Genomic DNA, 26,226 nt, shown 5'->3' with positions numbered 1-26,226 from the left:
CCTGTCCGTGCGGGGTTCATCCTGTCGAGCACCGGCGGGAGCGGAAATCGGCGAGAAGTACGGCACCGACCCTGACGGAGCCCTGGGGCAACTGCGTTGCTGGACAGGGGAGTTGTCGGGGATGGCCCCTAGGACCGGCCGGAATTGGATGCTGACATGTGATCAGCGGGAGATATGATCTTCACGCCGCATTCATCTCGCACTCACGTTTCATCCAAGCCCTGGGGGGGCCTCCGCCATGTCCGAAATGCCGCCGACCCTTGACCGCAGACGCCTGCTCCGCCTGGCTGCCGCGGGTGCCGCCGTCGCGGCAGGGGGGACCTTCGCCGGGCCCGCGTCCGTCGCGACGGCCGCTCCCGTCCCCACCCCGTTCCCCGGGATTCCGCGCTCCCTCGCCCTGAGCGTCCCGCGAGGAGTCGACGGGAGCGCGCCCCTGCCGCCGCTGCCCGACCCGATCTCCGAGGGCCGGATCGCCAGGCCGAGCCGCAGCATCCCGTACGCTCCGGGCGCGCCCGACCCGCGGACGGTCACCGACGACGTCCCGACAGAGCTGCCGTTCGCCTTCAACCGGACCGGGTACACGATCGCCACCGATCTGCCCGACTACCTGCGGCCGTGGCGCGACCGTCCCACCACGTGGGCGAACGTCACCCCCAACTCGGAGCACGTCTATCTGGACTCCATGGGCGTCGTGCAGTACCGGCCGGGCTGGAACGAGCCCGGCTACGACCAGCCCGTCACCCAGATCCAGTTCGGCCTGGGCTGCATCACCAGCTACCGCAACGAGCAGGACCCCGCCCGCAAGGCGCTCTTCCTGACGCGCGCCAAGGCGCAGGCGAACCGGCTGATCGAGAAGCGCGTCGAGAAGCGCGGTGCCTGGTACTTCCCGTACCCCTTCGACTTCACGCACGCGGCGCACAGCGGCGTCTCCTACCGTGCGCCCTGGTACTCCGGCATGGCGCAGGGCGAGGCGATCAGCCTCTTCATCCAGCTGTCCGAGCTGGACGGCCTCACCACGGAGGAGCGGACGCTCTACCGCGCGGCGGCCGACGGCGCGTTCTCCTCGCTGCTCCGCGCCGACGACGCGCAGCCGTGGGTGATCAACAAGAACGACTCGGGCTATCTGTGGATCCAGGAGTACCCGGGCGCGCAACCGGGCACGGGTGACTACACCTACAACGGCATGATCTTCGCCATGTTCGGCCTGTGGGACTACTTCGTGGCCACCGGCAACGAGCTCGCCGCCCAGCTGTACGACGGCTCGGCCACCACCATGGCCCGCTACTTCCCGCTGCTGCGCAACACCCGCTGGCACTCGTACTACTGCCAGACCCACCGCATTCCCGCCCCCACCTACCACCAGCACCACATCAACCTGTTCCGCCAGCTGCACTGGCAGACGGGCAGCCCGGACTTCGCGCACCACCAGGACGTGCTGACGGACGACTTCCCGTCGCCGTACCTGCGCGACGGCTCCACCATCGCGTTCGCGGCGGGCACCCACACGCTCTACCGCCTGGACACGGCCGCCGATGGCACCTGGGTCGCTGCCAAGGGCGACGCGCAGCTCGAGACGAAGAAGGTCACCTTCGCCCGGGCGACCCAGGCGCCCGCGGCGATGAGGCGCCGTATCGAGGACCGCGGCATCTACTACCGCATCGGCGCGGGCGCGTACGCCGACTGGTGGGTGGGCGAGGTGTGGCCGAACTCGTTCCTGCGCGGTGAGTACCTCACCACGGTCTTCCGCCCCCAGCGCACGCTCACCTTCCCCGGCGGCAACCAGCCGGTGGAGGTCTACCGCTTCACCGAGGACGGAACGGCGGCGAGCATCAAGACGGTCGCGTTCGCCAACCCGTCCAACGCGCCCTTCGACCGCAGGGCGATCGTCAACGGCCGGCCGATGTGCCAGATCACCGCGGGCACGCTGACCGGCTACTGGGTCGCGGCGAACCAGATCACGACGGACGGGCACTGACACTCGCCGGGATGGTGGCGCGCCCCTCGGGGGTGCGCCACCGCCGGCGTCGCGGGCCGAGGACCAACCGTCGCGGCAGCGGTGTGCAGGGGTTCTGCGGGACAGGATCGTGCGTGACAAAATGGGGGAGAGCCCGGGCAGTGAAGCCAGAGGGAGCTCGGAATGGAATCTTCCGAAGCGTCTGGGATGCAGTTCGGCATCTTCACCGTCGGTGATGTCACGACCGACCCCACGACGGGGCTCACCCCTGCCGAGTCGGAGCGTATCCAGGCCACCGTCGCCATCGCGCGCAAGGCCGAGGAAGTCGGACTCGACGTCTTCGCCACGGGCGAGCACCACAACCCGCCGTTCGTGCCGTCCTCGCCGACGACGCTGCTCGGCTACATCGCCGGGCAGACCGAACGCATCATCCTGTCGACCTCGACCACCTTGATCACGACCAACGACCCGGTCAAGATCGCCGAGGACTTCAGTGTGCTCCAGCACCTGTCCGGCGGCCGCACCGACCTCATGCTGGGACGAGGGAACACCGGCCCGGTCTACCCGTGGTTCGGGCAGGACATCCGCAAGGCCATCCCCCTGACCGTGGAGCACTACGGTCTGCTGCGCCGCCTCTGGCGCGAGGAGGTGGTGGACTGGGAGGGCGAGCTGCGAAGTTCGCTTCAGGGCTTCACCCTTGCGCCGCAACCCCTGGACGGCGTCCCGCCTTTCGTATGGCACGCCTCGATACGCACCCAGGAAGTGGCCGAGCTGGCGGCCTACTTCGGTGACGGATTCTTCGCCAACCACATCTTCTGGCCCGCGTCCCACACGCGGACGATGGTGGAGCTGTACCGCCGGCGGTTCGCGCACTACGGCCACGGACGGCCGGAGCAGGCCATCGTGGGCCTGGGCGGACAGGTCTTCATGCGGCGCAACAGCCAGGACGCCGTCGACGAGTTCCGGCCCTACTTCGACAACGCGCCGGTCTACGGGCACGGCCCGTCGCTGGAGGACTTCACCTCGATGACGCCCCTGACGGTCGGATCACCGGCTGAGGTGATCGAGAAGACGCTGGGCTTTCGTGAGTACGTGGGCGACTACCAGCGCCAGCTCTTCCTCGTCGACCACGCCGGTCTCCCGCTCAAAACCGTGCTCGAACAGCTCGATCTCCTCGGGGAAGAGGTGGTACCCGTCCTCCGCAAGGAGTTCGCGGTCGGCCGGCCCTCGGACGTCCCGGCAGCACCGACGCACGAGTCCCTGCTGCGCGCCCGTCGGCGCGAGGAGAGCGGGCAGTCCGAGGACGAACCGGAGAACGAGAACCCAGAGAATCCGGATACGCGATGAAACTAGCCATCATCTCCGGCGGCCTGCGTGAGCCGTCGTCGACCCGACTCCTCGCCGACCGGCTGGTCACGGCTCTGACCGGTGAGGTCGAGAAGTCCGGCGACTCTGTCGAGGCGTCGTTCGTGGAACTCCGTCGGCTGGGCCACCCCATCATGGACGCGATGCTGACCGGATTCGCGGGGGAGTCCCTGGAGTCGGCCTTCGCCAGGGTCGCGGAGGCGGACGGCGTCATTGCTGTCACCCCCGCGTTCAACGCCTCCTTCGGCGGGCTGTTCAAGTCCTTCTTCGACGTGCTGCCGGAAGACACCCTCGCCGACATGCCCGTTCTCATCGGCGCAACGGGCGGTACCGAGAGGCACTCCCTGGTCCTCGAACACGCTCTGCGGCCGATGTTCTCCTATCTGCACGCGATCGTGTCCCCCCGCGCTGTCTACGCAGCCACCAGTGATTTCGGTTCCCAGACGGGCGCCGCCCTCGGGGAACGCATCACCGCCGCCGCGGCCGACTTCGCCCGTCTCCTGCGTGCCTGTGGTCCGCGGGCCCGACGGGAGGTGGCCGACGAGGACCTCGCGTCCATGCAGCAGCTGCTGGGCGGTGCGGTCGCCGGACCGTAGTGAGCCGGGCCCATGTCGACCACGCGGCGGCGTCCATAAGGCGAAGGGCTGATCCATGCGCAGCGAAGATCTTCCGGCCCCCGCGACGGGGTTGATCCTCACACACTTCCTCACCGTGGCCGACGTCCCACGATCGCGTGCGTTCTATGCCGACGTCCTCGGTGGCGAGGTCGTCCTCGAGGAGAACCCGTGCATCGTCAAACTCGCGAACAGCTGGCTCCTCATGAACCCCGGCGGCGGGCCGACGCCCGACAAACCCGACGTCACCCTGCACCCGCCGACCGATCCGACGACGGCCACAAGCTTCCTCAACATACGTGTGGCCGACATCGAGAGCGTCTATCGCGAATGGAGCGCCAAGGGGGCGGAGTTCCTCACTCCGCCGATCGACCGGAAGGCCGAGATCCGGTGCTATGTCCGCGACCCTGACGGCTATCTCATCGAGGTCGGGCAGTCCACGGGGCTGCTGAAGGGGATTCTTGCCGACCCACCGGCCGGTGAGGACTGAGGACTGAGGACTGACGGGCCGGATCCGACTGACGGGCCGGATCCGCGCGAACTCTCCGGCGGGCGCTGCGCGTACGACGCTGCCTCCTTCGTCAGTGCTGCCTGCCCCGGCTGAGCGCCACCAGTAGGGTCTGCGGGATGACCTCGACGCCTTCGGACTTCTTGCTCCGTGCCCTCGACGCCCCGGGCGAGCCCCCTCTGCGGCCGCTCCCGCCCGTGGTGGCGGAACTCCTGCGTTCGCTGGAGGCCCCGCCCCGTCTCGCGGCGCACCTGCGCGCGGTCCACGATGTTGCCGTCGAACTCTCCAATTGGGTGCGGGACCGCTACCCGGACGTTGCCGTCGACCGTGACGCCGTTCTCTTCGGTGCGGCGACCCATGACATAGGCAAGACACTGCACCCCGAGGAGCTCGTCGGGCCCGGCTCGGCGCACGAGCCGGCCGGCCGCGACCTGCTTCTGGACCGCGGTTTCGAGCCGGCTCTGGCGCGGTTCGCCGCCACGCACGCGAGCTGGGACGACCCCGCCGTGACGATCGAGGACCTCCTTGTCAGCACGGCCGACAAGGTGTGGAAGGACAAGCGGGTCCCCGACCTCGAGGACAGGCTGGTCCGGGCGCTGGCCGAGGCGACGGGGCGGGAGCCCTGGGAGGAGTACCTCGCGCTCGACGACCTGCTGTCCGGGCTCGGCGCGGACGCCGGGCGTCGCCTGGCCTTCCAATCGGAGTTTCCGGTCCACCCGTGACGCGGGCCGATCGGCGGTACGGGGGAGTCCTGGAACGGGCCCGACGGCTCAGCCCTGGCGGGCTGCTCAGGGATCCGGCGCCCATACGGGGACGATGCCTACCGCGTGGCGGGAAGCCGGACCGTGACGCGGAGACCGCCGGCGGGGCGGGGGACGAGGTCGAGTGTTCCGTCGTGGGCGCGGACGACGCTGTCCACGATGGCCAGGCCCAGGCCGACGCCCGCGTGCTCGTCGGTGCGTACGCGTTCCGCGCCGCGCTGGAAGGGTTCGGTGAGGGTCGGTACCAGTTCCGCCGGGAGCCGGCGGCCCGTGTTCTCGACCCGCAGCTCGCTCATGTCGCCGTCCGCCTCGGTGTGGACCGTCACGGTGCCGCCGGCGGGGAGGTTGTGGACGATGGCGTTCTGGACAAGGTTCGTCACCATCCGCAGAAGGAGCTCCGCGGAGCCGCTGGTCCGGGCCGCCGAGCCGGTGGCATCGAGCGTGATCCGGCGCTGTTCGGCGAGGGGAAGCAGCGTTTCGGCGGCTTCTTCGGCGATGAGGGAGAGGTCGACGCTCTCGCGGGCGACGTTTCCCCGGTCGCCGCGGCTGAGCAGCAGGAGCGCCTCGGTGAGGTCAATCGCCCGCGTATTGACAGCGTGCAGGCGTTCGACGATTTCGCCCCGGTCCCGCGCGGGGTCCTTGCGGGCGACGTCGAGGAGCGTCCGTGAGATCGCCAACGGGGTGCGCAGTTCGTGGGAGGCGTTCGCGGCGAACCGCTGCTGCTCCCCGACGTGGGACTCGAGTTGTCGGAGCATCGAGTCGAACGCGTCGGAGAGCTCTCGGAATTCGTCCTGGCGGCCCTCCATGCGGATGCGGTGGGACAGCGATCCGTGCTCGGCCATCCGTGCCGCTGCCGTGATCTGTGTGAGGGGTGCGAGCATCCGGCCGGCGAGGATCCATCCCCCCAGAAGGCCGAACACGAGCAGGAGGAGCATCGCCACGGCAGCGGCGGGAGCGAACATGCGCACCAGGAGATAGCGGTTGGGCGCGATCCCGAGCAGGCCCTGGGAGTTGTCGGGTACGTAGCGCAGCAGGAACACCCACACCACGGCCAGCAGGAGAGCGCCGGCGACGGCGAGGAACCCGGCGTAGCTGAGGGTGAGTTTCCATCGGACGCTGAGCCCTGGGCGTCTATCCATGCGTCATGCCGGGGGTGGTGGCGTCCCTGCCGGGGTCGGTGTCCGTACCGGGGCCCGTACCGGTGTCGATCCGGTACCCGACGCCGGGCACCGTGGCGATGATCCATGGTTCGCCGAGCCGTTTGCGCAGCGCGGAGACGGTGATGCGCACGGCGTTGGTGAGAGGGTCGGCGTTCTCGTCCCAGGCCCGTTCCAGCAGCTCTTCGGCGCTCACGACCCCGCCCTCGGCGCCGACGAGGACCTCCAGGACGGCGAACTGTTTGCGGGTGAGCGCGACGTAGCGTCCGTCGCGGAAGACCTCCCTGCGGAAGGGGTCGAGCCGCAGGCCCGCGATCTCGCGGACCGGGGGCCGGGCGTACGCGCGTCTGCGGTCGAGCGCCCGCAGCCGCAGGACGAGCTCCCGCAGCTCGAACGGTTTGGTGAGGTAGTCGTCGGCGCCGAGCCCGAACCCGGATGCCTTGTCGTCGATGCGGTCGGCGGCGGTGAGCATGAGGATCGGGATGCCGCTGCCGGAGGCGACGATGCGCCGGGCGACCTCGTCGCCGGAGGGGCCGGGGATGTCGCGGTCGAGAACCGCGAGGTCGTAGGAGTTGACGCCGAGCAGTGCCAGGGCGGAGTCGCCGTCGCCGGCGATGTCGGCGGCGATCGCCTCCAGCCGGAGGCCGTCACGGACGGCTTCCGCCAGGTAGGGCTCGTCCTCCACGATCAGTACGCGCATGTCCGAAGCCTAAGCAGGAGACCGTATCGCCGGTGTATGCGAAGGCGTGGTGCGACGACGTGGGCACACCGGACCGAATGATTCAGCCCGCCGGGGTCATCACGGGCCGAGTCCGGTCCGACGGCGCTTCCTCCGCAGTGCGCCACCAGCGGCGCGACGCCAGCGCGGCCAGCACGGCGCCGGAGGCGTTGACCAGTACGTCGTCCACGGAGGACACCCGGTCCAGCCGCAGGACGTACTGTGCGGTTTCGACGAGGACCGAGCAGCCCACCCCGAGCGCCAGGATCCGCGGCACGGACGCCGCCGCCGCGAACCGCATCGGGGCGAAGAACCCCAGCGACGCGAAGACCAGCAGATTGCCGACGATCCCCAGAGAGCCCATCGTGACCAGATCGCGCAGCGGCACCAGGCTCACCCGGGCGGGGACGACGCCCGCACCGCCGCCCGGCATCATGGTCAGCCACAGGAACGGCACCGTCCCGTGGACCATGCCCACCTCGGCGAGCGACATCCGCCACGCCGAGACGACTCCCGCGCCACGCCGGCGGCGCGCCAGCGCCCACACCACCAGTGCGGCCAACGGCAGTGCGACCAGGGTCATGAGCACCACACCGTTGAACGTGTCGAAGCAGCCGTGCCACCGCCCGGCCATGCATGTCGGAGCGGACATCATGAGTGGCCGCCACAGGACGAACAGGGTGCTCGCCACGCCGAGGACGGCCAGGCCGATGAGCACGATCCCGCGCGCGCGGCGGGCCGGTGCCGACAGGGATGCGTTGTGGTTCATGCCCTCATTGGAGAGGGAGGGCCGTTGCGGTGGCGTATGCGGTTTTCGATACGCCCACGACAATTCGATACGCCCACGACAAGCAGACTCCCTCGCCACAGGAGGCTGCCGGACGAGGCCTTCTGTGGCTCACAGCCCATGAGTCGGCCGCTCTGACGACGCGCGCGGCGCTGGTCTTTGCTCTGCGGATGACCTTGGAATGGGAGCAGGTACTCGTCCACTCGGTGGACCCGGTGGCGTTGGGGCAGTGGTGGGCCGAGGCTCTGGGGTGGGTGGTGGTCCACTCCTCCGATGACGAGTTCGAGATCCGCCCGGCGCCGGATCGCCTGCCGGGGCTGGACTTTGTCCGGGTCGACGAGGCCAGGACGGCGAAGAGCCGACTGCATCTCGACTTCAGGCCCGACGACCAGGCCGCCGAGGTGGCGCGTCTGGTGGCCCATGGCGCACAGCATGTCGATATCGGCCAGGGTGAGCAGTCCTGGGTCGTCCTGGCGGACCCCGAGGGGAACGAGTTCTGCGTCCTCGGCCGGCGGCGTCAGTGAGCCGACTGTCTCAACTCAGCGTGCACGCGGACCAGTCGGGGTGCTCCGAGGCCCAGGGCCCGCCCGGCAGGATGCGCCGGACAGGCCCTGACCTTCGAGCAGGGGTCAGCGCTTCAGCGTGAAGGTGAAGTCGCCGGAGAGCTTGCCGCTCAGCCGGACCGCCGACACGAGCTTCCCCTCCGTGATCAGCCTCTCCACCTCGGCCCGCGAAAGACCGCAACCCTCGGCGACCAGTCGCACCGGCCGGACGGGGATCCGGGCCGCGAAGCGGACCGAGATGTCGATCACCTCTCGGTCCAGATGATCCGATCCGCCGGTGTCGAGACGCCAGGCGTTGTCCCAGTCGAGAGCGATGCGATTGCGGCGCAGCACGAGCGGATCCTGGAGGAGTTCAGCTGTCAGCCCAGGGTCGTTGTCGTGCAGCCGGTCCAACAGCTCAGGCCGTACGGAGCGCACATTCACCCGCTCCAGGACGGTGAGCTTCGCCGTGTCCCCGCACGAGGTACAGAGCACGAGGAGCCAGGCGTCGATCACCTTGTGGTTCGCGTTGACGCGGAATTTTCCGCTTGCCCGGAAGCGCTCCGCCGCGCACCCGTGGCATCGGCGGAGGACGAGCGGCAGGCAGGTGGGCATGACCACCCAGTTGTTGAGCACAGAAGTACACCGGTTCCAGTGAGAAGTCCGCAGCAAAAAGGAGCGCGGCGCACAGGTGCGACGCGCGACGATTCAGCGCTCGGGAGGTCTCACAGGGTGTACAACGGCACGTCCTTGCCCAGACGACTCGGTTCGGCAGCACGGTAGTGGCGCGGAGTTGTGCCGCTCCACCGGTTTTCGGGGCCGACGGTACGAGCCGGGCAGGGCTCATGATTCCCGGCCGCCCCCGCCCCCCATTGCTCACCAGGAACGGGATGTCTTCCGGATCGAGGCCGGCCGGCACCGCGTTGTGCGCGGTCTCCCGCTGATGGAGCACCTGCCGCGAGTCGTTGACCGTGATCTGACGCGAGGCGATCGGCGAAGAGCGATGATGCGGCCCTGGGGCGATCGCGGTCGGCTCTCCTGGGGGCGGATGTCACCGGGCCGACGCGGACGATCCGCGTCCGACCCGCCTCCGACCCGCGTGTTTCCCCGCGGTGGCGGCGGCGCAGGGTAGTGCGTATGACCACACCCGCGGAGTCGTTCCGCTCCTTTGCCCGCACCCGTGCTTCGCTCGACGGCACGGAGGTGACCTTCTGGTGGTCCGGCGACGTGTACTCCTGGGCTCCCGACGAGCCCTACCGGCGTGTCTTCGGCTTCGAAGGGCTCAACGTCGCCCGCCTGGTCCAGGACCCGGATGCCGGACCGGACGCCTGGCAATTGCTCACCCGCGAGGCCGCCTTCTACCTCGACCCCGCGACCCGCGAGATCCTGGAGACCTGGGAGGGCCTGCCGGTCGTGCACGTCTGGAACGATCCGGCCAACCAGCGGTGGCGTCCCTTCCCCATTCCGACGACCGAGCTCGGCGGGCAGGTCTGTTACAGCCTGGAGATCCCGCTCGCCTACCCCTCACCGCTGCCGGTGGCCCAGTATCCCGTCCACTCCGCCGGCGACACCTACAAGGCCCTGGAGCTCTTCCAGTTCTTCGCCGACCGCGCCGACCTGGCCGGCCCCGCGCCCAGCGTTCCGGCCACCATGTCGTGGAGCCGGATGTCCCCGTGGCTTCCGTGGATGGCACGAGGGCAGCGGCCCGGCGGCCTCACGTTCCACTGCCGGGGCCGCAAGCTCGGCTCGTACACGGAGGTCCCCGCGCGCACTCGTGCCTACATCGCCGACCGTCACCCGGAGTTCGCCGAGGCCCCGGAGAAGTGGAGCGAGCCGAACGAGACGAGCTGGACGTACTTCCGCAAGCTCAACCCGCCGGAGTAGGCCGCAGGTTGCCCGGCGGCACAGCGGCCCCGGTCCGTCGGAAGGCGCCGCTACCAGCCGCGCCGGCGGCCGGCCGAGTGGGGGGACCGGAGCCGGCCCACCAGGGCGCGGCGCAGCTCGCGGTCCTCGTCCGTCTCGACGGCCATGTCGAGCTGGACGATGTCCACCCCTGCCGACCGCAGCACGCCGATGCGTTCGGCCACGCTGTCCGGGGAGCCGACGAAGGCGGCGGCGAGGGACCGGCGGATGTAGGCCACCACCTGCTCCGGCCCGCGTGCCGGGTCGGACCGGCCGCGTTCACGGTCCCGGTCCAGCTGGACCGCCTCCGTCCAGCGCGCCGAGGCCGGGCCGGAGGTGAGGCGCAGCGCGTCCTGCGTGATCCGCCGCGCCCGTGCGGCGGCCTCCTCGTCGCTGGGACCGAGCACGAGAGTGATGTGCCGCCAGATGCGCAGCGTCCGGCCGTGCTCAGCCGCGGCGGACCGGACCTCCGCGATACGGCGTCGCGTGGCCGGCACCGGAAGCGGTGCGATGGCGTACGCCTCGGCGTGCCGGGGCGCGAGGTCGAGCCCTTCCGGCGAGGAGCCGCCGAACGACAGCAGTTCGCCGCGCGGTTGGGCACGCAGTCCTGACAGGGCGTCCCGGATCGAGGAGAACTCGCCCTCGTGGTCGGAGCCCTGTTGCTCCGTCAGAGAGCGCCGGAAGACCTCCAGATACTCTCCGGCCCGCCGGTAGCGGTCGGACTTCCCCAACGGGTCGCCGTCGCGCAGGACGTCCGCGTCGCTCGACCCGACGATCACGTGGGCCGCCGCGCGACCACCGGAGAGTCTGTCCAGCGTGGCGAGCGACCGGGCCGCCGCGGTCGGCGCCGTGGTTCCCGCCCGGTGGGCCGCGGCGACACGCAGCCGACTGGTGGCCGCCAGCGCCCACGCGGCCACCAGCCAGGGGTCGGGCCACGAGCTGGGGGAGAACGAGGAAGAGGGCCTGGACAGCGCCCTCGTGGTGCAGTCCTACTCGATCCAGTTCACGTCCCCCGAGCGCAGGGCGGCGGTGCGGGCCGCGGCGTCCGGGATCGACTTGATCACCAGCTTGTCGAGCCTGGGCGCTCCCCGCCAGTAGCGCTTGTTGCCGGCCAGTTCGATCTGCAGGCCCTCCATCTGCGAGACGAAGGTGAACGGGCCTGTGCCGACGGGCTTTCATCCAGTGACCGCAGGTCACAGGCAGGAGGCCCGGGGGAACGAGAACGCGATGACCGGCGGCGGCGCGTCGGGGCACTCGGCGGCGGCCGCGTGGGATGCGTCTCGGGGCGGGCGGCACCTGTCCCCGCAGCGGAAGTCCTCTCAGTGCGCGGCCGCCGGTGCCAGGTGCCCGCCCAGCCGGCGCCGGGAGGGCGTGAGCGCCGGGCGCAGGTCGGGGGAGAGGCCGAGGGAGGCGCGCAGGGCCGTCGCCTCGTGGCGGGCCCGCTCGCGGGGGCCGTCATCCTCGTGGATGTCGGCGAGGACGTCGAGCGTACGGGCGGTCCAGTACGGCGAATCGAGCCGCCGCCAGATCGCCAGCGACTGCCGGGCGCTCTCCATGGCCGCGGGCCGGCGCCCCGCATGCAGGTGCAGATCGGCCAGCGCCCGCAGGGTGATGGCCTCACCGAAGCGTTCGCCGAAACGGCGGTATGCGGCCAGGCATCCGTCCAGGATGCCCTCGGCGCGATCCGTGTCGCCATGGACGTCGGTGAGGTGGCCCAGCCACTGGAGGACGTGCACCTCGCCGACATGGTTTCCCTGGCCGGTGGCGATCCGGTGGGCCGTCTCCAGCCGTTCCCGGGCGCCGGCGAGCCTGCCGACGGCGAGTTCGACGAGGCCGAGGCAGCGCTGTGCGGAGAACTCGCCCCGGCGATAGCCCGCGGTGCGCGAGAGCATGAGCGAGCGGCCGAAGGCGATACGGGCCGCGGAGGTCTCACCGCGTTCCAGATGGACGGTGCCGAGCGCGCACAGCGCGTAGGCCTCGGCGCGGGCGTTGCCCGTCTCCCGCGCGGCGGATATGCCCTGTTCCAGCCGGCAGGCCGCCTCCCTGTACCGGCCGCGCAACCGCAGCAGGACGCCGAGGCCCACAGCGGCTGCCGCCTCGCCCGGGTCCGGTCGGCCGCGCAGGGCATAGGCGTCCAAAGACCGCTGGAAGCTCGTGATGGCCTCGCTGTAGCGGTCCTGCGCGGTGTTGAGTTCACCGAGTCCTCGGTGCATGACGGCCTCGCCGAGGCGGTCGCCCACCGCGCGTGCGGCCGCAAGCGCCGTCTCGTGGGTGTCGCGCCAGTCGTCGAAGCGGGCTGCCGACTCGAAGGAGTCGGCGAGTGCGGCGGCGAGCCGCCACGCCGTACCCGGCTCGGCCTGGCGTACCAGCGCACAGACCGTGGCCCGTTCCGCGCTCAGCCAGGCGAGCGGCCCGGCCGGCAGCCGGTCGGCGGGGGGCGGGTGCCAGGTGGCAGGCAGTGCCGGCACAGGGCCCGCGAAGCCGGAGGCGAGGGCCCGGTCGGCTCGCTGCGCGAGGTGCAGATAGGCGGTGCAGACCCGGGCCAGCGCGGCCCGTTGCTCGTGCGGCGGCTCGTGCGCGGCCGCTTGCTCCTGCGCGCACAGCTGTACGAGGTTGTGCATACGGAAGCGGGGTTCGCCGGTGGTGTCGGGCCCGGCGACCTCCAGCAGCCGGTTGTCGACGAGGCGGTCCAGGGCGCGTTCCGCCTCCGCGGGCCCGCAGTCGAGGAGCGCGCCGACGACCCAGCCGGGAACGGTGGCGGCGGAGAGCAGGCCGAGCAGGCGGAAGGCGCGTTCCGCGCTCGGTTCGAGGGCCGCGTAGCTCAGCGAGACGCTGGCCCGTACCGCCAGGTCTCCGGCGATCAGCTCGTCCAGGCGCCGCCGTTCGTCCGAGAGGGCATCCGCGATGCGGCCGGCGGAGAGATGGGAGCGGGTCGCCAGCCGCGCGCCGACGATACGCAGTGCGAGGGGCAGGTTCCCGCACTGGCGGACGATGCGCGCGGCGGCTTCGGGCGAGCGCCGGGTGCGGTCGTCGCCGACCGCGCGGGCCAGGAGGGTGTGCGCCTCGTCGTCGGGGAGCAGCCCGAGGTCGAGGCGGCGCGCGCCTTCCAGGCCCGCCAGTGCGCTGCGGCTGGTGGCGAGGACGGCACTGTCGTCGGTGCCGGGCAGCAGCGGGCGCACCTGCCGTTCGTTCTGCGCGTTGTCGAGGACGACGAGGACGCGGCGGTCGGCGAGTTCGGCCCGGTAGCGCCGGGACCGTTCTGCGAGCCCGTCGGGGATGGCGCCGCCGCTCACCCCGAGGGTGCGCAGCAGCGAGAAGAGGATGTCTCCGGGCTCGGCCGGATGCTGTGCGGAGGTGCGCAGATCGGCGTAGAGCTGGCCGTCGGGGAACGTGTCGCGCAGCTGATGCGCCGCGTGCACCGCGAACGCACTCTTGCCGGCCCCGGCGACACCCGTGACGACGACGATGCGCGGCGCCCCCGCGGCCGGGCCGCCGAGCAGGCCGAGCGCCTGGTCGAGGTGCGCCTGCCTCCCGACGAAGTCCGGCACGGAGGGCGGCAGTTGACAGACCGGCTTGGCGGCCCGGGGTTCGGTGTCGTCGAGTACGGTCCTCAGCGCCTCCTGGAGCCCGGCTCCCGGGGCGACGCCCAGCTCCTCGTGGAGGAGGCGTCGTGCCGAGGCGAACGCGTGCAGGGCGTCCGATCGGCGTCCCGAGCGATGCAGGGCGATCATCAACGTGGCCCACAGCGACTCGTGCAGGGGTTGTTCGGCGAGCAGGGCGCCCAGTTCGGCTGCCACCTCGCCGTGCATGCCCGCGGCGAGTTTGGCTTCGGCGAGAGCCTGCCGCGCGGTCAGCCGGCACTCCTCGAGCCGTGCGGACTCGGCCAGCACCGACGGGGTGGGCAGGACGTCCCCGAGGGCCCGCCCGCGCCACAGTCCCAGGGCTTCGGACAGAACGCGCACGGCTTCCTCCGGCTGCCCGTCGGCCAGAGCGGCGCGTCCGGCGGATGTGAGTGCGGCGAACCGCTCCGCGTCCGACTCGCCCGCGCGCAGGGAGAGTTCATAGCCTCCGGACCGGGTGAGCAGTCCGCCCTGCGCCGTGCCGAGAACCTTCCGGAGCCGGTGCACATACACCTGGAGGGACTTCGCCGCCGAGCTAGGGACGTGATCGCCCCACAGCTCGTGGATCAGGGAGTCGGCGGAGACGAAGTGGTTCGCGTCGATGAGCAGAAGTCCCAGCACCGCCCGCTGCTTTGCCGCGTTCACGGATGTCCACTGCGTGCCGTCGAAGACTTCCAGCCGCCCGAGGATTCGGTAGCGCATCACACCGCCCAGGTCGCGCTCGGATCGTGCGGCCGTGGCCCGGGACTGCCGGCCAGTGGCCGATGTGAGCATGCCAAGCCGCGCTACCGTCGCGCAACCACCGTGCTACTACCGCCCGGTAGACACAGGTCTCCACTTCCGGGAACCGGACAGGAGACCGCTGATGGAACCGCGTTCAGTCAGGTGCCGACGTCTGTGGTCGGTGGCAGCGACGCTCCTGGCCCTGGTGGGCGGGGTGGCCGTGGCGCCCGCCGGAGCCGATCCGGTGAACAGCGGTACGCGTACGGTCGGTTACCACGGCTACGAGATAGAGATACCGGCGAGCTGGCAGGTCGTCGACCTCACCGAGCAGCCCGACGCGTGCATCCGCTTCGACCGCCCCACGGTCTACCTCGGCCGCCCCGGCGCGCGCAGCAGCTGCCCGGCGCACCTCGTGGGTCGAACCGCGGGCCTGCTCGTCGAACCGCTCGACGCCTCCTCCGCGCAGCGGATCACCGGTGCGACGGCGCGTGCGGTCAGCGGTACGGCCGTGGCTCCGACGGCCGTGTCCCGCAATGCCGAGATCAAGGTCGCCGTCGAGGACGCCGGAGTGCTCGTCACCGCGGCCCACACACCCGAGACCGAACCGGCCGTACGCCGCGTCCTCGACTCCGCGACGCTGGCCGCCGGAGCCGAGCGAACCCGGGTGCCGAACCGCGCCGATGCCACACCCCTGGCCGCCGCCGGACCCCAGCCCGGCACCTTCGCAGGCAAGGGCTTCGACGCGTGTGCCGCGCCCTCCGCCGCCACCATGAACGCCTGGTACGCCGCCTCTCCCTACCGCGCCGTCGGCGTCTACATCAGCGGAGCGACCCGGGCCTGCGGGCAGCCGAACCTCACGGCGAACTGGGTGACGGACCAGACCGCCAGGGGATGGCGGCTGATGCCCATCGACGTCGGCAAACAGGCCCCGTGCTCCGCCTTCTCCAACAAGATGTCCACCACGCCGGCCACTGCCCGGTCCCAGGGATCCGCAGCGGCCGACGCCTCCGTGGCCGCCGCGCAGTCGCTCGGCATTCCCGCGGGCAGCGCCCTATACAGCGACATCGAGGGCTATCCGTCCACTGCCTCGTGCAAGGCGTCCGTGCTGTCCTACCTGTCCGGCTGGACGGATGCGCTGCATGCCCGGGGTTACTTCTCCGGCCTCTACTCCAGTGCCTCGTCGGGCATCCGGGACGCAGCCACCGAGTACGACAACAGCGCCTACAGCCGCGTCGACCACATCTGGTACGCCTGGTGGAACAACGCCGCCGACACCAACACCGGCACGTACGTCCCCGCCGGTCACTGGGCCGACCATCAGCGCATCCACCAGTACGCGGGTGACGTCTCCGAGACCTGGGGCGGAGTCACCGTCAGCATCGACCGCAACTATCTCGACGTCCGTACGGCGTCGACGCCACCCACAGGGTGTACGACCACGAACCTCAATTTCACCGCGTATCCGACCCTGACGTCCGGGTCCACGGGCAGCCGGGTCAGCGCCGCCCAGTGTCTGCTCAGGAGCGCCGGACACGATCCGGGCGCGGGCACACCCACCGGCACCTACGACGCGGGTACATCCACCGCCGTCCGCTCCTTCCAGACCGCTCGCGGGCTCCCCGGCGACGGCATCACCGGGCCGAAGACCTGGACGGCCCTGCTCTCCCGGGGCTCCACCCCGCTCATCCGCACCGGATCGACCGGAGAAGCCGTGACGCGGATCCAGCGCGCCCTCACCGCCGCGCTCGGCCGCACGGTCGGCATCGACGGCGCCTTCGGCGCCGGTACGGAAGCGGCCGTGCGCGACTACCAGTCCTCCCGTGGTCTCACCTCGGACGGTATCGCCGGCCCGGCCACCTGGTCGGCGCTCCAGTCAGGGAAATAGGGACCCGCCATGCAGTCCACACTCACGGCTCGCGCCATGAAGCACAGTCCCCGTGATCGCGATCGACTCCCTCGGCGGGCTTGGCTGTTCATCGCCGCCGCGGTCCTCCTTCTGACCGGTGTCGGCACGCCCGCCCACGCCTTCCCCCAGGCCTTCACACCGGCACAGAGCATCGGCAACCGAGGAGCGGACGTGGTTGCCCTTCAGCACCTGCTGACCGCACGCGGCCAAAGCCAGACCGCCGACGGAATCTTCGGCTCAGGGACCGCCGGATCCGTCCGGGCCTTCCAGAGCGCCGAGGGTCTGGGAGTGGACGGGATCGTCGGGCCCGCCACCTGGGCCAGGCTGTTCGTCACCGTCCGGGGCGGCGACACCGGATCCGCGGTCAAGGGCGTGCAGTCCCTGCTCAACGCCAAACGCAGCGCCGGGCTGACCGTCGACGGGAGCTTCACCGCCGCGACCACCGCCGCCGTCAAGACGTTCCAGACCCACGCAGGACTCACTGCCGACGGCATCGTCGGGCCGGACACCTGGAAGAACCTTCTGTGGCACTACGAGTACGCCGCCTTCGGCTCCGGCAGCGGGCTCTGCGACGTCGACCCGGACGGCAACACCACCGCCAATTGGGCCACGGCCGCCGCCGTCGCCCAGCTCGAAGCCGCGGCAGCCTCCTTCGCCGCCACCGGCAACGGCAGGATCCCCGTGGGTGACGCCGGCTTCGAACACGGCGGAGCCATCAACGGACACGCCAGCCACCGCGTCGGCCTCGACATCGACCTCTGGCCGGTGCGGACCGACTCGGCCCAGTGCACCGGCCCCCGCATCACCTGGCAGTCCGCCACGTACGACCGGGCCGCCACCCGCGGCCTCGTCCAGGCTCTCCGCGCCGCTGCCCCCGGCCACGTCGCACTCGTCTTCTTCAACGACCCACAGCTCATCTCCGAGGGACTGACCACGCAGTACGCCGGACACGACAACCATCTGCACATCCGGTACTGCGAAAAGGTCCACCCCAACAGCCTCTACGTCTGCTGATCCCCGTCCCCCCGCACGCACTTCGGACCTGGAGGTCCCATGACCCAGCGCATCGTCAGATCCGTCCTCGCTCTGGTCCTGCTCGCGGCCGGTCTGCTCGCCGGCTCGCTCGCCACCGCGGGATCGGCTCACGCGGACGGCTGCTACACCTGGAACCGCACCCTCTCGCAGGGCGCCTCCGGAGCCGACGTGACCGAGCTGCAGATACGTGTCGCCGGATATCCCGGTTACGGAGGTGTACTCGGCATCGACGGCGACTTCGGGCCCGCCACCAAGGCGGCCGTGACCCGCTTCCAGCAGGCCTACGGTCTGCCCGCCGACGGGATCGCCGGCCCCGCCACCTTCGAGCGGATCTACGCCCTTCAGGACAACGACTGCACGCCCGTGCACTTCTCCTACGCCGAACTGAACACCTGCAACACCACCTGGGCCGGTGGCGCGGTCTCCGCCGGCACCGCCAAGTCCAACGCCCTGCGCACGATGTGGAAGCTGGAGGCCATGCGGCACGCACTGGGTGACCAGCCCCTCCGGGTCACCAGCGGATTCCGCTCCACCGCCTGCAACAACGCCGTCGGGGGCGCGGCCGGCAGCCGGCATCTCTACGGTGACGCGGCGGACCTCGGCGCAGGCCCGCACACGCTGTGCAGGCTCGCCCAGCAGGCCAGGAGCCATGGATTCAACGGCATCCTCGGCCCGGGCTACCCCGCCCACAACGACCACGCGCACGTCGACCACCGCCCCTCCCGCTTCTGGTCCGCGTCCTCCTGCGGCATCTGACCGGCAGCGACCGAAGAGCCCGTCTCCTCGAAGCACCCCACCCACTGCACAGGGAGCACGTGCATGAAGACCATCGGACAGGCCGCCGTGGCCTGCGCTCTCGTAGCGGGATCACTCGTCGCCACCTCGTCGACGGCGCACGCGGATCCCACGACGCCGGACCATGCCGTCATCGTCTGCGACAGCGCGAGCTTCTACGACAACTACGACAGCGCGCACGGCCCGACCGGCCTGAAGCGCACCCTGCTGCGCGGCAACAAGGTCGGGCACACCCGCGGAGCGCACCCGGTCTACAACGGCTGGGCGGCCACCTTCGACTTCGGCCCCAACGACTGGGGCTATGTCCGTCAGGAATGCCTCGGGGGCTTCGGCTCCTGGTAGTCCCCTGGCGTCCGAGCAGCCCCCGGCACCCTCGAAGGAGTCACTGATGAAACGCACCCCCCTGCGCGCGGCCGCCGTCCTCGGCCTCGCGCTCGCCGCCGCCCTGACCGTCACGCCCGCCGAGGCCGCGAACGGGACCGTCGGCGAGCGCGAGACTGTATGCGCCACCGACCTCTTCGTCCGGGTGACCGCACCGCACGGAGCGTGGATGGGCACGCTCTACCGCGGCCAGACCTTCCTCGTCGAGAAAGTGAACGGGGACTGGGCCTACGGCTTCGCCTACGGGGACATCAACCGGCGGGGCTGGGTCCAGAACGGATGGTTCTGCTGACAGGTATCCACGAGGGTCACCGGCCGGCAGCTGATTTCGGTCACCGACGGTGATGGTCCACAGGGAGCGGCCCCGGTCTCCGGGGCCGCTCCACCCACGTTTCCGGGGGCTCGCAGCCGGCCGGCAGTGCCGAAGCTGCCCTTTGAGGGGGACGATGGAGGTGGTAAAGACGCGCAAACCGGGCCACGGCCCGGACCGGCGCCCTGCCGGTGGCGGTGTATGCGGAGAGGAGGGCCTGGAATGGGTGCAGCCGAGTCTTTCCGGGCCGGTCCCTACACGGGGAGTGTCCCCAGTGACGCAACGGGTGGCCTCCTCGATGTCCTGAACGTGGCGGCGGTCCTCCTCGACGACGAGGGAAGGATCGACCTCTGGAGCCCGCAGGCCGAGCTTCTCTTCGGCTACACCGCCGACGAGGCTCTCGGCAGATACGCGGGCCGCCTGCTGGTCCACGAGGAGCAGCGGGAGACGGCGGTGGGGATGTTCGCCCACGTCATGGAGGCCGGCGAGAGCTGGGCCGGGGTCTTTCCCGTACGGCACAAGGACGGCAGCACCCGGCTGGTGGAGTTCCGCAACATGCGGCTGCTGGACGACCAGGGCGACTATTACGCCCTGGGGCTCGCCGCCGACCAGACCACGCTGCGCCAGGTCGAACGGGACCTGGCCCTCTCCAACCGGCTGGTGTCCCAGTCGCCGATCGGGCTGGGAGTACTGGACACGGACCTCAGGTACGTCTCGGTCAACCCTGCGGAGGAGCGGATGAACGGCGTGGCCGCCGCCGACCACGTCGGCCGGCACGTCCATGAGGTGCTGCCCTTCCTGGACGATTCCTTCGAAGGGACCATGCGCAAGGTCCTGGCCACCGGCATCCCCGTTCTCGACCAGTACACCAGCGGCCGCACCCATGCCGATCCGGACCACGAGCACGCCTGGTCGATCTCCTTCCACCGGCTCGAAGCGCCCAACGGGGAGGTGCTGGGGGTGGTGACCTCCAGCGTGGACGTCACCGAGCGCCACCGTGCCGTGGAGGAACAGCGCCGTACCGTTCTCACGCTCCAGCGCAGCCTGCTGCCGCACCCGCCGCCGAAACGTCCAGGCCTGGCTCTCGCCGCCCGCTACCAGCCTGCCCAGAAGGCCAGCGAGATCGGCGGCGACTGGTTCGACGTCATCCCGCTCGCCGGCGACAAGACCGCCCTCGTCGTCGGAGACGTCATGGGTAGCGGCGTCAGCGCCGCGGCCAACATGGGCCAGCTCCGCACGGCGACCCGCACCCTCGCGGGCCTCGACCTCGACCCTGCCGAGGTCCTCCGGCATCTCGACCACATCACCGACGAACTCGAGCAGGACACCATCGCCACCTGCGTGTACGCCGTCTACGACCCGCACACCGCGCAGTGCCGCATCTCGCTTGCCGGACATCTGCCACCGGCCGTCCTGCGCATCGACGGACGGCGCGAGCTCCTGGACCTGCCCACCGGCACCCCGCTCGGCGTCGGCGGAACCCACTTCCACAGCACCACGATCGATCTCAGCCCGGGCGACCAGCTCGTCCTGTACACCGACGGGCTGGTCGAGAGGCGGGACAAGTCCATCGACGAGTGCCTGGACAAGCTGCTCGGTCTGCTGGACGACCCCCACCGTTCGCTGGACGAAACCTGCGAGCTGCTGCTGAGCACGCTGCGTCACGCCGGCGACCACGACGACGTCGCGCTGCTCATCTCCCGGGTCCTGCCCTCCCTGCACAGGGGCGACAGCTGATCCGTGGACCGTCTCGGCCGGTCAGGAGCGCGCGAATTTCCCGCGCAAGCTCCGCCGGCGCCTCCTCCGCCAGGCAAGGCCGCCGCACTCGGGCACGCGCGCTGACACATCGCCCGCGTGCCACAGCCGCTACGACGGGACGGCGGCCGGGTCGTCTGCCGTCGGAGCCGGCGGCGGATCGCTGAGCTGCTCGCGCACGTAGTTCCAGACCACCGCGATCAGCGCGGCCACCGGTACCGCGAGCAGACTGCCCACGACTCCGGCCAGGTTGCCGCCGAGCGCCACGGCCACCAGCACCATCGCGGCGTGCAGGCCGAGCCCACGGCTCTGGATGATGGGCTGGAACACGTTCCCTTCGAGCTGCTGCACCACGATGATGATCGCCAGCACGATCAGCGCGTCGGTGAGGCCGTTCGACACCAGCGCGATGAGCACCGCGACCAGCCCGGCGAACAGGGCACCCACGATCGGGACGAACGCCGAGACGAAGGTCAGTACCGCCAGCGGAAGCACCAGCGGAACCCCCACGATCCACAGGCCGAGGCCGATGAAGACGGCGTCCAGCAGACCGACGAGCGCCTGGGAACGCACGAACGCGCTCAGGGTGTCCCAACTGCGCGCGGCCACGGTCGGGATGTCGGTGGCGAGCCGGCCGGGGAGCTGACGGGTGAGCCACGGCAGGAACCGCGGACCGTCCTTGAGGAAGAAGAACATCAGGAAGAGCGCCAGTACGGCGGTGACCACACCGTTGAACACGGTGCTCACTCCGGTGACGACCGTGGAGGTGATGCTGCCGATGCTGCCCTGAAGGCGTGCCACCCCGGAATCGAGGGCCTTGGTGATCTGGTCGTCGCCGATGTTCAGCGGCGGCCCGGCGGCCCACTCGCGCAGCTTCGCGATGCCATCGACCACACCGTCGGTCAGCTCGCCCGACTGGGACGCCACCGGCACCGCGATGAGCGCCGCGACCCCCACGGCGACAAGGAGGAACAGCACGGTGACAACCGACGCCGCCAGAGCGGGACGCCACCCGTGCCGGCGCAGGAACCGCGTCAGGGGCCACGTCAGCGTGGTGAGGAACAGGCCCACTATGAGCGGCCAGACGACCGACCACATACGGCCGAGTACCCACAGGGCCACCGCAGCCATGACGAGGACCAACAGCAACTCGGCGGACACTCGCGCCGACGTCCGGAGCGCGGCGGCGGTTTTTCGGGAGCTCAACCTGGCAGACATGGGGTCACCTTATGGGTACTCGCCTCGCACTTCAGTATCCGCTGTCCCTTCCGCAACAGCCGTGGGGTGGCCCGTCGCAGAGCGGTCCCCGCGAACGGAGTTGCGCCTCGTCCTCATCCCTCCCGGAGCGAGGAGAGAGGGCAGCTTTGGGCCTCTTTGTGGCTGAAAGCTGCGAGTTGGGCAACGTGCGCGCCGCTCGAACGTCTCACATGGCGTACGGGCAACTCATCGATGTGGGGGAGCAGATCATGCGGCGTTACTGGGCAACGGGTGTGGCACTTGCGCTGGCGGGTGCGGGACTTGTGGCAGCGGTGGGACCGGCGGGAGCCGCGACACAGCCCGCATCGGGCGCCGCGTCGCCGTCCGCGTGCGCGACGGCGTGGGGCAGTACCGTCAAGCAGGCCCTCGACACGGACTCGAAGCCGCTGCGGAACGTGACGACGTCCCGGGGCGAGTGCTACGACCGCATGGTCTTCGACGTCAAGGGAGCCACGGGCAAGCTCGGCTACTACGTCGGCTACGTCGACGCGTTCCACCAGGACGGCTCCGGCGATCCGATACCGGTCGGCGGAGGCGCCATTCTGGAGATCTATGTCTCCGCCCCGAGCTACGACCCGGTGACGCTTCGTCAGACCTACGGCGGGCGGGCCGCGAAGCCCCTGCCGGGCGTGGACCTGACCGGGTACAAGACGTTCAAGGACACCCGGTTCGGCGCGAGTTTCGAAGGACGCTCGCAGATCGGGCTCGGTGTCCGGGCGAGGCTCCCGTTCCGGGTGCTGCAGTCCGGCGACAAACTGATCGTGGACGTGGCCCACAAGTGGTGACCGGCACTCCGGGAACCGGAGGCGTGCTGCCCCGGGAGCCGCGGAGCGTGGCAAACCTCCCGCGCGCCTGCATCACCGGGGTGGAGTAACAAAAGGCGCCCAGGGGTGGCGGACATGGTGGCATGTAGGTGAAGAGTGCTGCCTAGCCAGAGGAGCCGAGGCATGTACGAGATGTGGGCCGGAGCCACTGCCGCAGGTGAGGATCCCGCCTGGCACGTGCTGGCGCCGGACAAGACCAAGACGCTCTGTGGCCTTCGACGGTCCGAGGGCCAGGAGGAGTACTCGACAGAACGGCACTGCTTTCCGTGCATGACCGCCTTCCAGCACGTCATCGAACCACCTGAGCGCGTGCGGTGAGCTGACCGCACCAGGATCGTGTCCGCAGGAGCGCCGGCAAAGGATGTTCACCCCGCCCCGGCGCTCCTTCGGTGCGGAAGGCGCCTCGACGCGTGGCCGCTCACCAGGAGATGGCGTCCAGGAGCTGGTCCATCGCAGGCTGCGGCGCGTCGAACAGCGGCTGTTCGGTCCAGATGACCTTCCCGGCGGGCGTGTACCGGATGCCCCACCGCCGGGCGAACTGGGAGACGAGGAACAGCCCGCGCCCGCCTTCGTCCGTCGTCGCCGCGTGGCGCAGATGCGGGGCGGTGCTGCTGCCGTCGGACACCTCGCAGATGAGGCTTCGCTCGTACAGGAGGCGCACATGGACGGGCTCCGCCCCGTAGCGGACCGCGTTGGTGATGAGCTCGCTCAGAATCAGCTCGGTGGAGAAGGCGATGTCCGCCAGCCCCCACTCCTCCAGTTGCCGGCCGCACGCGGCGCGTACGGGAGAGACCGCTGAGGGATCCAAGGGCAGATCCCACTCCGCGATCCGCCAGGGTTCGAGCAGGCGGGTCCGGGCCACCAGCAGGGCGATGTCGTCCGTACGGTCCGGCACCACCATCGCCCGGACGACGGCTTCGCACATCTCCTCGGGCGTCCGGTCCCCGCCTTCGGTCAGGGTGCTGCGCAGGAGACGGAGCCCGGAGTCGAGGTCGCGGTCCCGGTGCTCGACGAGGCCGTCGGTGAAGAGGACCAGCCCGCTGCCCTCGGTCAGCTGAAGTTCGACGGTCTCGACCGGCAGGACACCGACTCCGAGCGGCGGGGACACGGGCTCGTCCGGGAGGAGCTCCACGGTGCCGTCGGGACGCACCAGCGCCGGAGCCGGGTGCCCGGCCCGGGCGAGACAGCACCGGCCCGTCACCGAGTCGTAGATCGCGTACAGGCACGTGGCTCCCGCGATGCCGTCGCCGCCTTCCTCCTCCTCGATCCGGGTGACCAGCTCGTCCAGGTGTCCCAGGATCTCGTCGGGCGGCATGTCGAGGGTGGAGAAGTTGTGGACCGCCGTGCGCAGACGGCCCATGGTGGCCGCGGCATGCATGCCGTGTCCGACGACGTCACCGACGACCAGCGCGACCCGAGCACCCGGAAGCGGGATGACGTCGAACCAGTCGCCCCCCACCCCGGCGTGCGCGGGCAGATAGCGATGGGCCACCTCCACGGAGTCCTGCTCGGGCAGCACGCCTGGCAGCAGGCTGCGCTGAAGCGCCACGGCGAGGGCGTGTTCGCGCGTGTAACGCCGGGCGTTGTCGATGGCCACGGCGGCACGCGCGGCCAGTTCCTCGGCGAAGGACAGATCCTCCGGCTCGAAGGGCGCGGCGTCCTCCGTACGCCAGAAGTTGGTGACACCCAGGACGACACCCCCGGCCCGCAACGGCACCGTCACGAGCGAGCGGATTCCGTAGGCGAGAGCGGCTTGTGCTCCGGGGGGATCCTGGGCGCGCCAGCCGTCCGCCACCGTCAGGTCGGCCTCCCGCACGCCGTGACCGCTCGCCAGAGCCGCGGCCATGGGGGTCGTGGGGATGTCGAACCCGATGACGTCGCCCACCGGCTGGAACGGGTCGTCGGCGCGGCGACCGCTCAATGCCACACGCCGCAGATCCGTGTCCACGCTCGACGGCTCCTCGCCGCGTACGACGCTGTCCAGCAGCTCCACCGTGGTGAAGTCCGCGAACCGGGGGACGGACACCTGAGCCAGTTCCTCGGCGGTCTGCCGCACATCCAGTGTGGTGCCGATCCGGACGCCCGCCTCGTAGAGTATGCCGAGCCGCTCGCGAGCCACCCTCGCCGTGCCGGTCAGGGCGCTCAGCTCGGTGGTGTCGCGCAGCGTGGCCACCGTGCCGGGCACGCCCGCACGAGGCGCGGTCGGCCGTGTGTTGACGGCCAGCAGGCGGTCTCCGGCGCGATGCACCTCGTCCGTCACCTCTCGGCCCGAGGCGAGCAGTTCGGCGATGTCACCGTCGAGGCCGAGTTCGACGATGCGGCGCCGTTCCGCACCCGCCGGAATCTCCAGGAGCTTGCGCGCCTCGTCGTTGGCCAGCACCAGCCGGCCGTCGCCGCCGATGATGAGAACGCCTTCCCGTACCGCGTGCAGCACGGCGTCGTGATGCTCGTACATGCGGGTCATCTCGGTGGGGCCGAGGCCGTGGGTCTGGCGGCGCAATCGCCTGCTCACCAGCACGGCACTGATCGTCGCCAGCGCGAGTGCGGCGGCGGCGCAGGCGAAGAGGACGGGCATCTGACGGTTCACGTAGGCGCCGATGTGCTCGATGCGGACACCGGCGGCCACGAGACCGACAACGGTGCCGTCGGCATCGGTCACGGGGACGACCGCGCGCGCCGCGTTGCTCGGGTCTCCTCGGAAGATCTCCGTGAAGGCTTCCCCCGACGCGGCCCGTTCCACCCCTTCGGCCCGCAGACCGATCAGTGTGCGATCGGAGTCGGCGAGGCGGACGCCCGACGGGCGCATGACCGAGACGAAGTCCACGCCCGAGCCGTGCCGTGCCTCTTCGACATGAGACTGCAGAACGCCGGTCGGTGCCCCGGATCTCAGTGCCGCCTCGGTGCCCGGAGCATCCGCGAACGACTCGGCGGCCGCGAGCGAGCGGCTCTCGGCATTCTGCTGGCCGTCGTGCTGCGCTTCGAAGGAGAGCGCGGCCACTGCGCCCGCGATCAGCACTGCGGCGACGACGACCTGAAGGATGAGCACCTGCCCGGCGGCGCTGCGCTCACCGAGGAAGGCACGCAGTCCGCGCCGCCCTGATCTCCCGGGCGCCGAGGACGAGTTGGCAGAAGGAGCGCTCCGCGCGCGCTGTGATGTGCGGTGCGCGGTGCGCTTGCCCCAGAACCGAGCGACCGACGAGCGGAGCGAGGAAAGCGCCGAGCGAAGGGGAGAATTTCCCGTCATGCCCTTTTTGTAGCACTGAGCAGCGCACATATCGCCCTGAGGAGGAGGCGCGGAGGCCCCTCTTTCCC

Annotated in this window: 23 protein-coding genes and 1 pseudogene; 15 read left to right on the top strand and 9 right to left on the bottom strand. The window is 70.6% G+C overall.

Annotated elements, in window-relative coordinates:
• Positions 1-247: 247 nt before the first annotated feature.
• The 5 genes from RPQ07_RS02665 to RPQ07_RS02645 all read left to right on the top strand — a co-directional run bounded on the left by RPQ07_RS02665 (position 248) and on the right by RPQ07_RS02645 (position 5,163).
• Positions 248-1,975, top strand: a complete 1,728-nt coding sequence (locus tag RPQ07_RS02665; protein WP_313942348.1) for a D-glucuronyl C5-epimerase family protein — start codon at positions 248-250, stop codon at positions 1,973-1,975.
• Between the two features lie 186 nt (positions 1,976-2,161).
• A complete protein-coding gene (locus RPQ07_RS02660) occupies positions 2,162-3,301 on the top strand; it encodes an LLM class flavin-dependent oxidoreductase (RefSeq protein ID WP_313948755.1) in 1,140 nt (379 codons plus the stop codon).
• Positions 3,298-3,915, top strand: a complete 618-nt coding sequence (locus RPQ07_RS02655; RefSeq protein ID WP_313942347.1) for a CE1759 family FMN reductase — start codon at positions 3,298-3,300, stop codon at positions 3,913-3,915. The genes RPQ07_RS02660 and RPQ07_RS02655 overlap by 4 nt, the downstream gene beginning before the upstream one ends.
• A 55-nt stretch (positions 3,916-3,970) precedes the next feature.
• On the top strand, positions 3,971-4,423 hold the full coding sequence (locus RPQ07_RS02650; protein ID WP_313942346.1) for a VOC family protein: 453 nt from the start codon (positions 3,971-3,973) through the stop codon (positions 4,421-4,423).
• Positions 4,424-4,560: 137 nt separating this feature from the next.
• Positions 4,561-5,163, top strand: coding sequence for an HD domain-containing protein (locus tag RPQ07_RS02645; RefSeq protein WP_313942345.1), 603 nt, complete (start codon positions 4,561-4,563; stop codon positions 5,161-5,163).
• A 98-nt stretch (positions 5,164-5,261) separates the two neighbouring features.
• Here RPQ07_RS02645 and RPQ07_RS02640 read toward each other — a convergent pair whose 3' ends face one another.
• From RPQ07_RS02640 to RPQ07_RS02630, 3 genes are all read right to left on the bottom strand, one after another.
• Positions 5,262-6,341: a HAMP domain-containing sensor histidine kinase gene (locus RPQ07_RS02640; RefSeq protein WP_313942344.1), complete on the bottom strand. Its 1,080-nt coding sequence runs from the start codon at positions 6,339-6,341 to the stop codon at positions 5,262-5,264.
• Positions 6,334-7,059 carry a response regulator transcription factor gene (locus tag RPQ07_RS02635; protein WP_313942343.1) on the bottom strand — a complete coding sequence of 242 codons (726 nt, stop codon included), beginning with the start codon at positions 7,057-7,059 and terminating at the stop codon, positions 6,334-6,336. Before RPQ07_RS02635 ends, RPQ07_RS02640 begins: the two co-directional genes overlap by 8 nt.
• Positions 7,060-7,141: 82 nt before the next feature.
• Positions 7,142-7,846 (bottom strand): VanZ family protein, encoded by a 705-nt coding sequence (locus RPQ07_RS02630; RefSeq protein WP_313942342.1) that lies wholly within the window; start codon positions 7,844-7,846, stop codon positions 7,142-7,144.
• 188 nt (positions 7,847-8,034) lie between these two features.
• Here RPQ07_RS02630 and RPQ07_RS02625 point away from each other — a divergent pair, with 188 nt between their 5' ends.
• The gene (locus RPQ07_RS02625; protein WP_313942341.1) at positions 8,035-8,388 is read left to right on the top strand and encodes a VOC family protein; all 354 of its coding nucleotides are present in this window, start codon (positions 8,035-8,037) and stop codon (positions 8,386-8,388) included.
• A 105-nt stretch (positions 8,389-8,493) separates the two neighbouring features.
• On the opposite strand, the gene RPQ07_RS02620 is transcribed toward RPQ07_RS02625, so the two are convergent.
• Positions 8,494-9,042: a DUF1062 domain-containing protein gene (locus RPQ07_RS02620; RefSeq protein WP_313942340.1), complete on the bottom strand. Its 549-nt coding sequence runs from the start codon at positions 9,040-9,042 to the stop codon at positions 8,494-8,496.
• A 501-nt stretch (positions 9,043-9,543) separates the two neighbouring features.
• Between RPQ07_RS02620 and RPQ07_RS02615 the strand changes: the two genes are divergently transcribed.
• Entirely contained in the window at positions 9,544-10,290 is a 747-nt protein-coding gene (locus tag RPQ07_RS02615; RefSeq protein ID WP_313942339.1) for a DUF1838 family protein, read from the top strand.
• Positions 10,291-10,340: 50 nt separating this feature from the next.
• On the opposite strand, the gene RPQ07_RS02610 is transcribed toward RPQ07_RS02615, so the two are convergent.
• The 3 genes and pseudogenes from RPQ07_RS02610 to RPQ07_RS02600 all read right to left on the bottom strand — a co-directional run bounded on the left by RPQ07_RS02610 (position 10,341) and on the right by RPQ07_RS02600 (position 14,702).
• Positions 10,341-11,279: an LLM class flavin-dependent oxidoreductase gene (locus tag RPQ07_RS02610; protein WP_313948754.1), complete on the bottom strand. Its 939-nt coding sequence runs from the start codon at positions 11,277-11,279 to the stop codon at positions 10,341-10,343.
• Positions 11,280-11,297: 18 nt separating this feature from the next.
• Positions 11,298-11,471: pseudogene (locus RPQ07_RS02605) on the bottom strand (ABC transporter substrate-binding protein); the annotation flags it as partial.
• A 156-nt stretch (positions 11,472-11,627) separates the two neighbouring features.
• A complete protein-coding gene (locus tag RPQ07_RS02600; protein WP_313942338.1) occupies positions 11,628-14,702 on the bottom strand; it encodes an AfsR/SARP family transcriptional regulator in 3,075 nt (1,024 codons plus the stop codon).
• Between the two features lie 130 nt (positions 14,703-14,832).
• Between RPQ07_RS02600 and RPQ07_RS02595 the strand changes: the two genes are divergently transcribed.
• The 6 genes from RPQ07_RS02595 to RPQ07_RS02570 all read left to right on the top strand — a co-directional run bounded on the left by RPQ07_RS02595 (position 14,833) and on the right by RPQ07_RS02570 (position 20,815).
• Positions 14,833-16,536: a glycoside hydrolase domain-containing protein gene (locus tag RPQ07_RS02595; RefSeq protein ID WP_313942337.1), complete on the top strand. Its 1,704-nt coding sequence runs from the start codon at positions 14,833-14,835 to the stop codon at positions 16,534-16,536.
• Between the two features lie 192 nt (positions 16,537-16,728).
• Positions 16,729-17,571 carry a penicillin-insensitive murein endopeptidase gene (locus RPQ07_RS02590; RefSeq protein ID WP_313942334.1) on the top strand — a complete coding sequence of 281 codons (843 nt, stop codon included), beginning with the start codon at positions 16,729-16,731 and terminating at the stop codon, positions 17,569-17,571.
• A gap of 39 nt (positions 17,572-17,610) precedes the next feature.
• Entirely contained in the window at positions 17,611-18,348 is a 738-nt protein-coding gene (locus tag RPQ07_RS02585; RefSeq protein WP_313942333.1) for a D-Ala-D-Ala carboxypeptidase family metallohydrolase, read from the top strand.
• 63 nt (positions 18,349-18,411) lie between these two features.
• Positions 18,412-18,729 (top strand): hypothetical protein, encoded by a 318-nt coding sequence (locus tag RPQ07_RS02580; protein ID WP_313942332.1) that lies wholly within the window; start codon positions 18,412-18,414, stop codon positions 18,727-18,729.
• 46 nt (positions 18,730-18,775) lie between these two features.
• Positions 18,776-19,060 (top strand): hypothetical protein, encoded by a 285-nt coding sequence (locus tag RPQ07_RS02575; protein WP_313942331.1) that lies wholly within the window; start codon positions 18,776-18,778, stop codon positions 19,058-19,060.
• A 240-nt stretch (positions 19,061-19,300) separates the two neighbouring features.
• The gene (locus RPQ07_RS02570) at positions 19,301-20,815 is read left to right on the top strand and encodes a SpoIIE family protein phosphatase (RefSeq protein ID WP_313942330.1); all 1,515 of its coding nucleotides are present in this window, start codon (positions 19,301-19,303) and stop codon (positions 20,813-20,815) included.
• A gap of 129 nt (positions 20,816-20,944) precedes the next feature.
• On the opposite strand, the gene RPQ07_RS02565 is transcribed toward RPQ07_RS02570, so the two are convergent.
• On the bottom strand, positions 20,945-22,051 hold the full coding sequence (locus RPQ07_RS02565) for an AI-2E family transporter (protein ID WP_313942329.1): 1,107 nt from the start codon (positions 22,049-22,051) through the stop codon (positions 20,945-20,947).
• 209 nt (positions 22,052-22,260) lie between these two features.
• Here RPQ07_RS02565 and RPQ07_RS02560 point away from each other — a divergent pair, with 209 nt between their 5' ends.
• Both RPQ07_RS02560 and RPQ07_RS02555 read left to right on the top strand, forming a co-directional pair.
• Positions 22,261-22,875 (top strand): hypothetical protein, encoded by a 615-nt coding sequence (locus RPQ07_RS02560; protein ID WP_313942328.1) that lies wholly within the window; start codon positions 22,261-22,263, stop codon positions 22,873-22,875.
• A 162-nt stretch (positions 22,876-23,037) separates the two neighbouring features.
• Positions 23,038-23,232, top strand: a complete 195-nt coding sequence (locus tag RPQ07_RS02555) for a hypothetical protein (RefSeq protein WP_313942327.1) — start codon at positions 23,038-23,040, stop codon at positions 23,230-23,232.
• Between the two features lie 100 nt (positions 23,233-23,332).
• Here RPQ07_RS02555 and RPQ07_RS02550 read toward each other — a convergent pair whose 3' ends face one another.
• Complete coding sequence (locus RPQ07_RS02550) at positions 23,333-26,158, bottom strand: SpoIIE family protein phosphatase (RefSeq protein ID WP_313942326.1); 2,826 nt, start codon at positions 26,156-26,158, stop codon at positions 23,333-23,335.
• Between the last annotated feature and the right edge of the window lie 68 nt (positions 26,159-26,226).

It is taken from the genome of Streptomyces sp. AM8-1-1, assembly GCF_032229325.1.
Classification (GTDB): Bacteria; Actinomycetota; Actinomycetes; order Streptomycetales; family Streptomycetaceae; genus Streptomyces; species Streptomyces achmelvichensis.
Note: the sequence above shows the minus strand (reverse complement) of the source record. Positions and strands in the feature narration are given on the sequence as shown.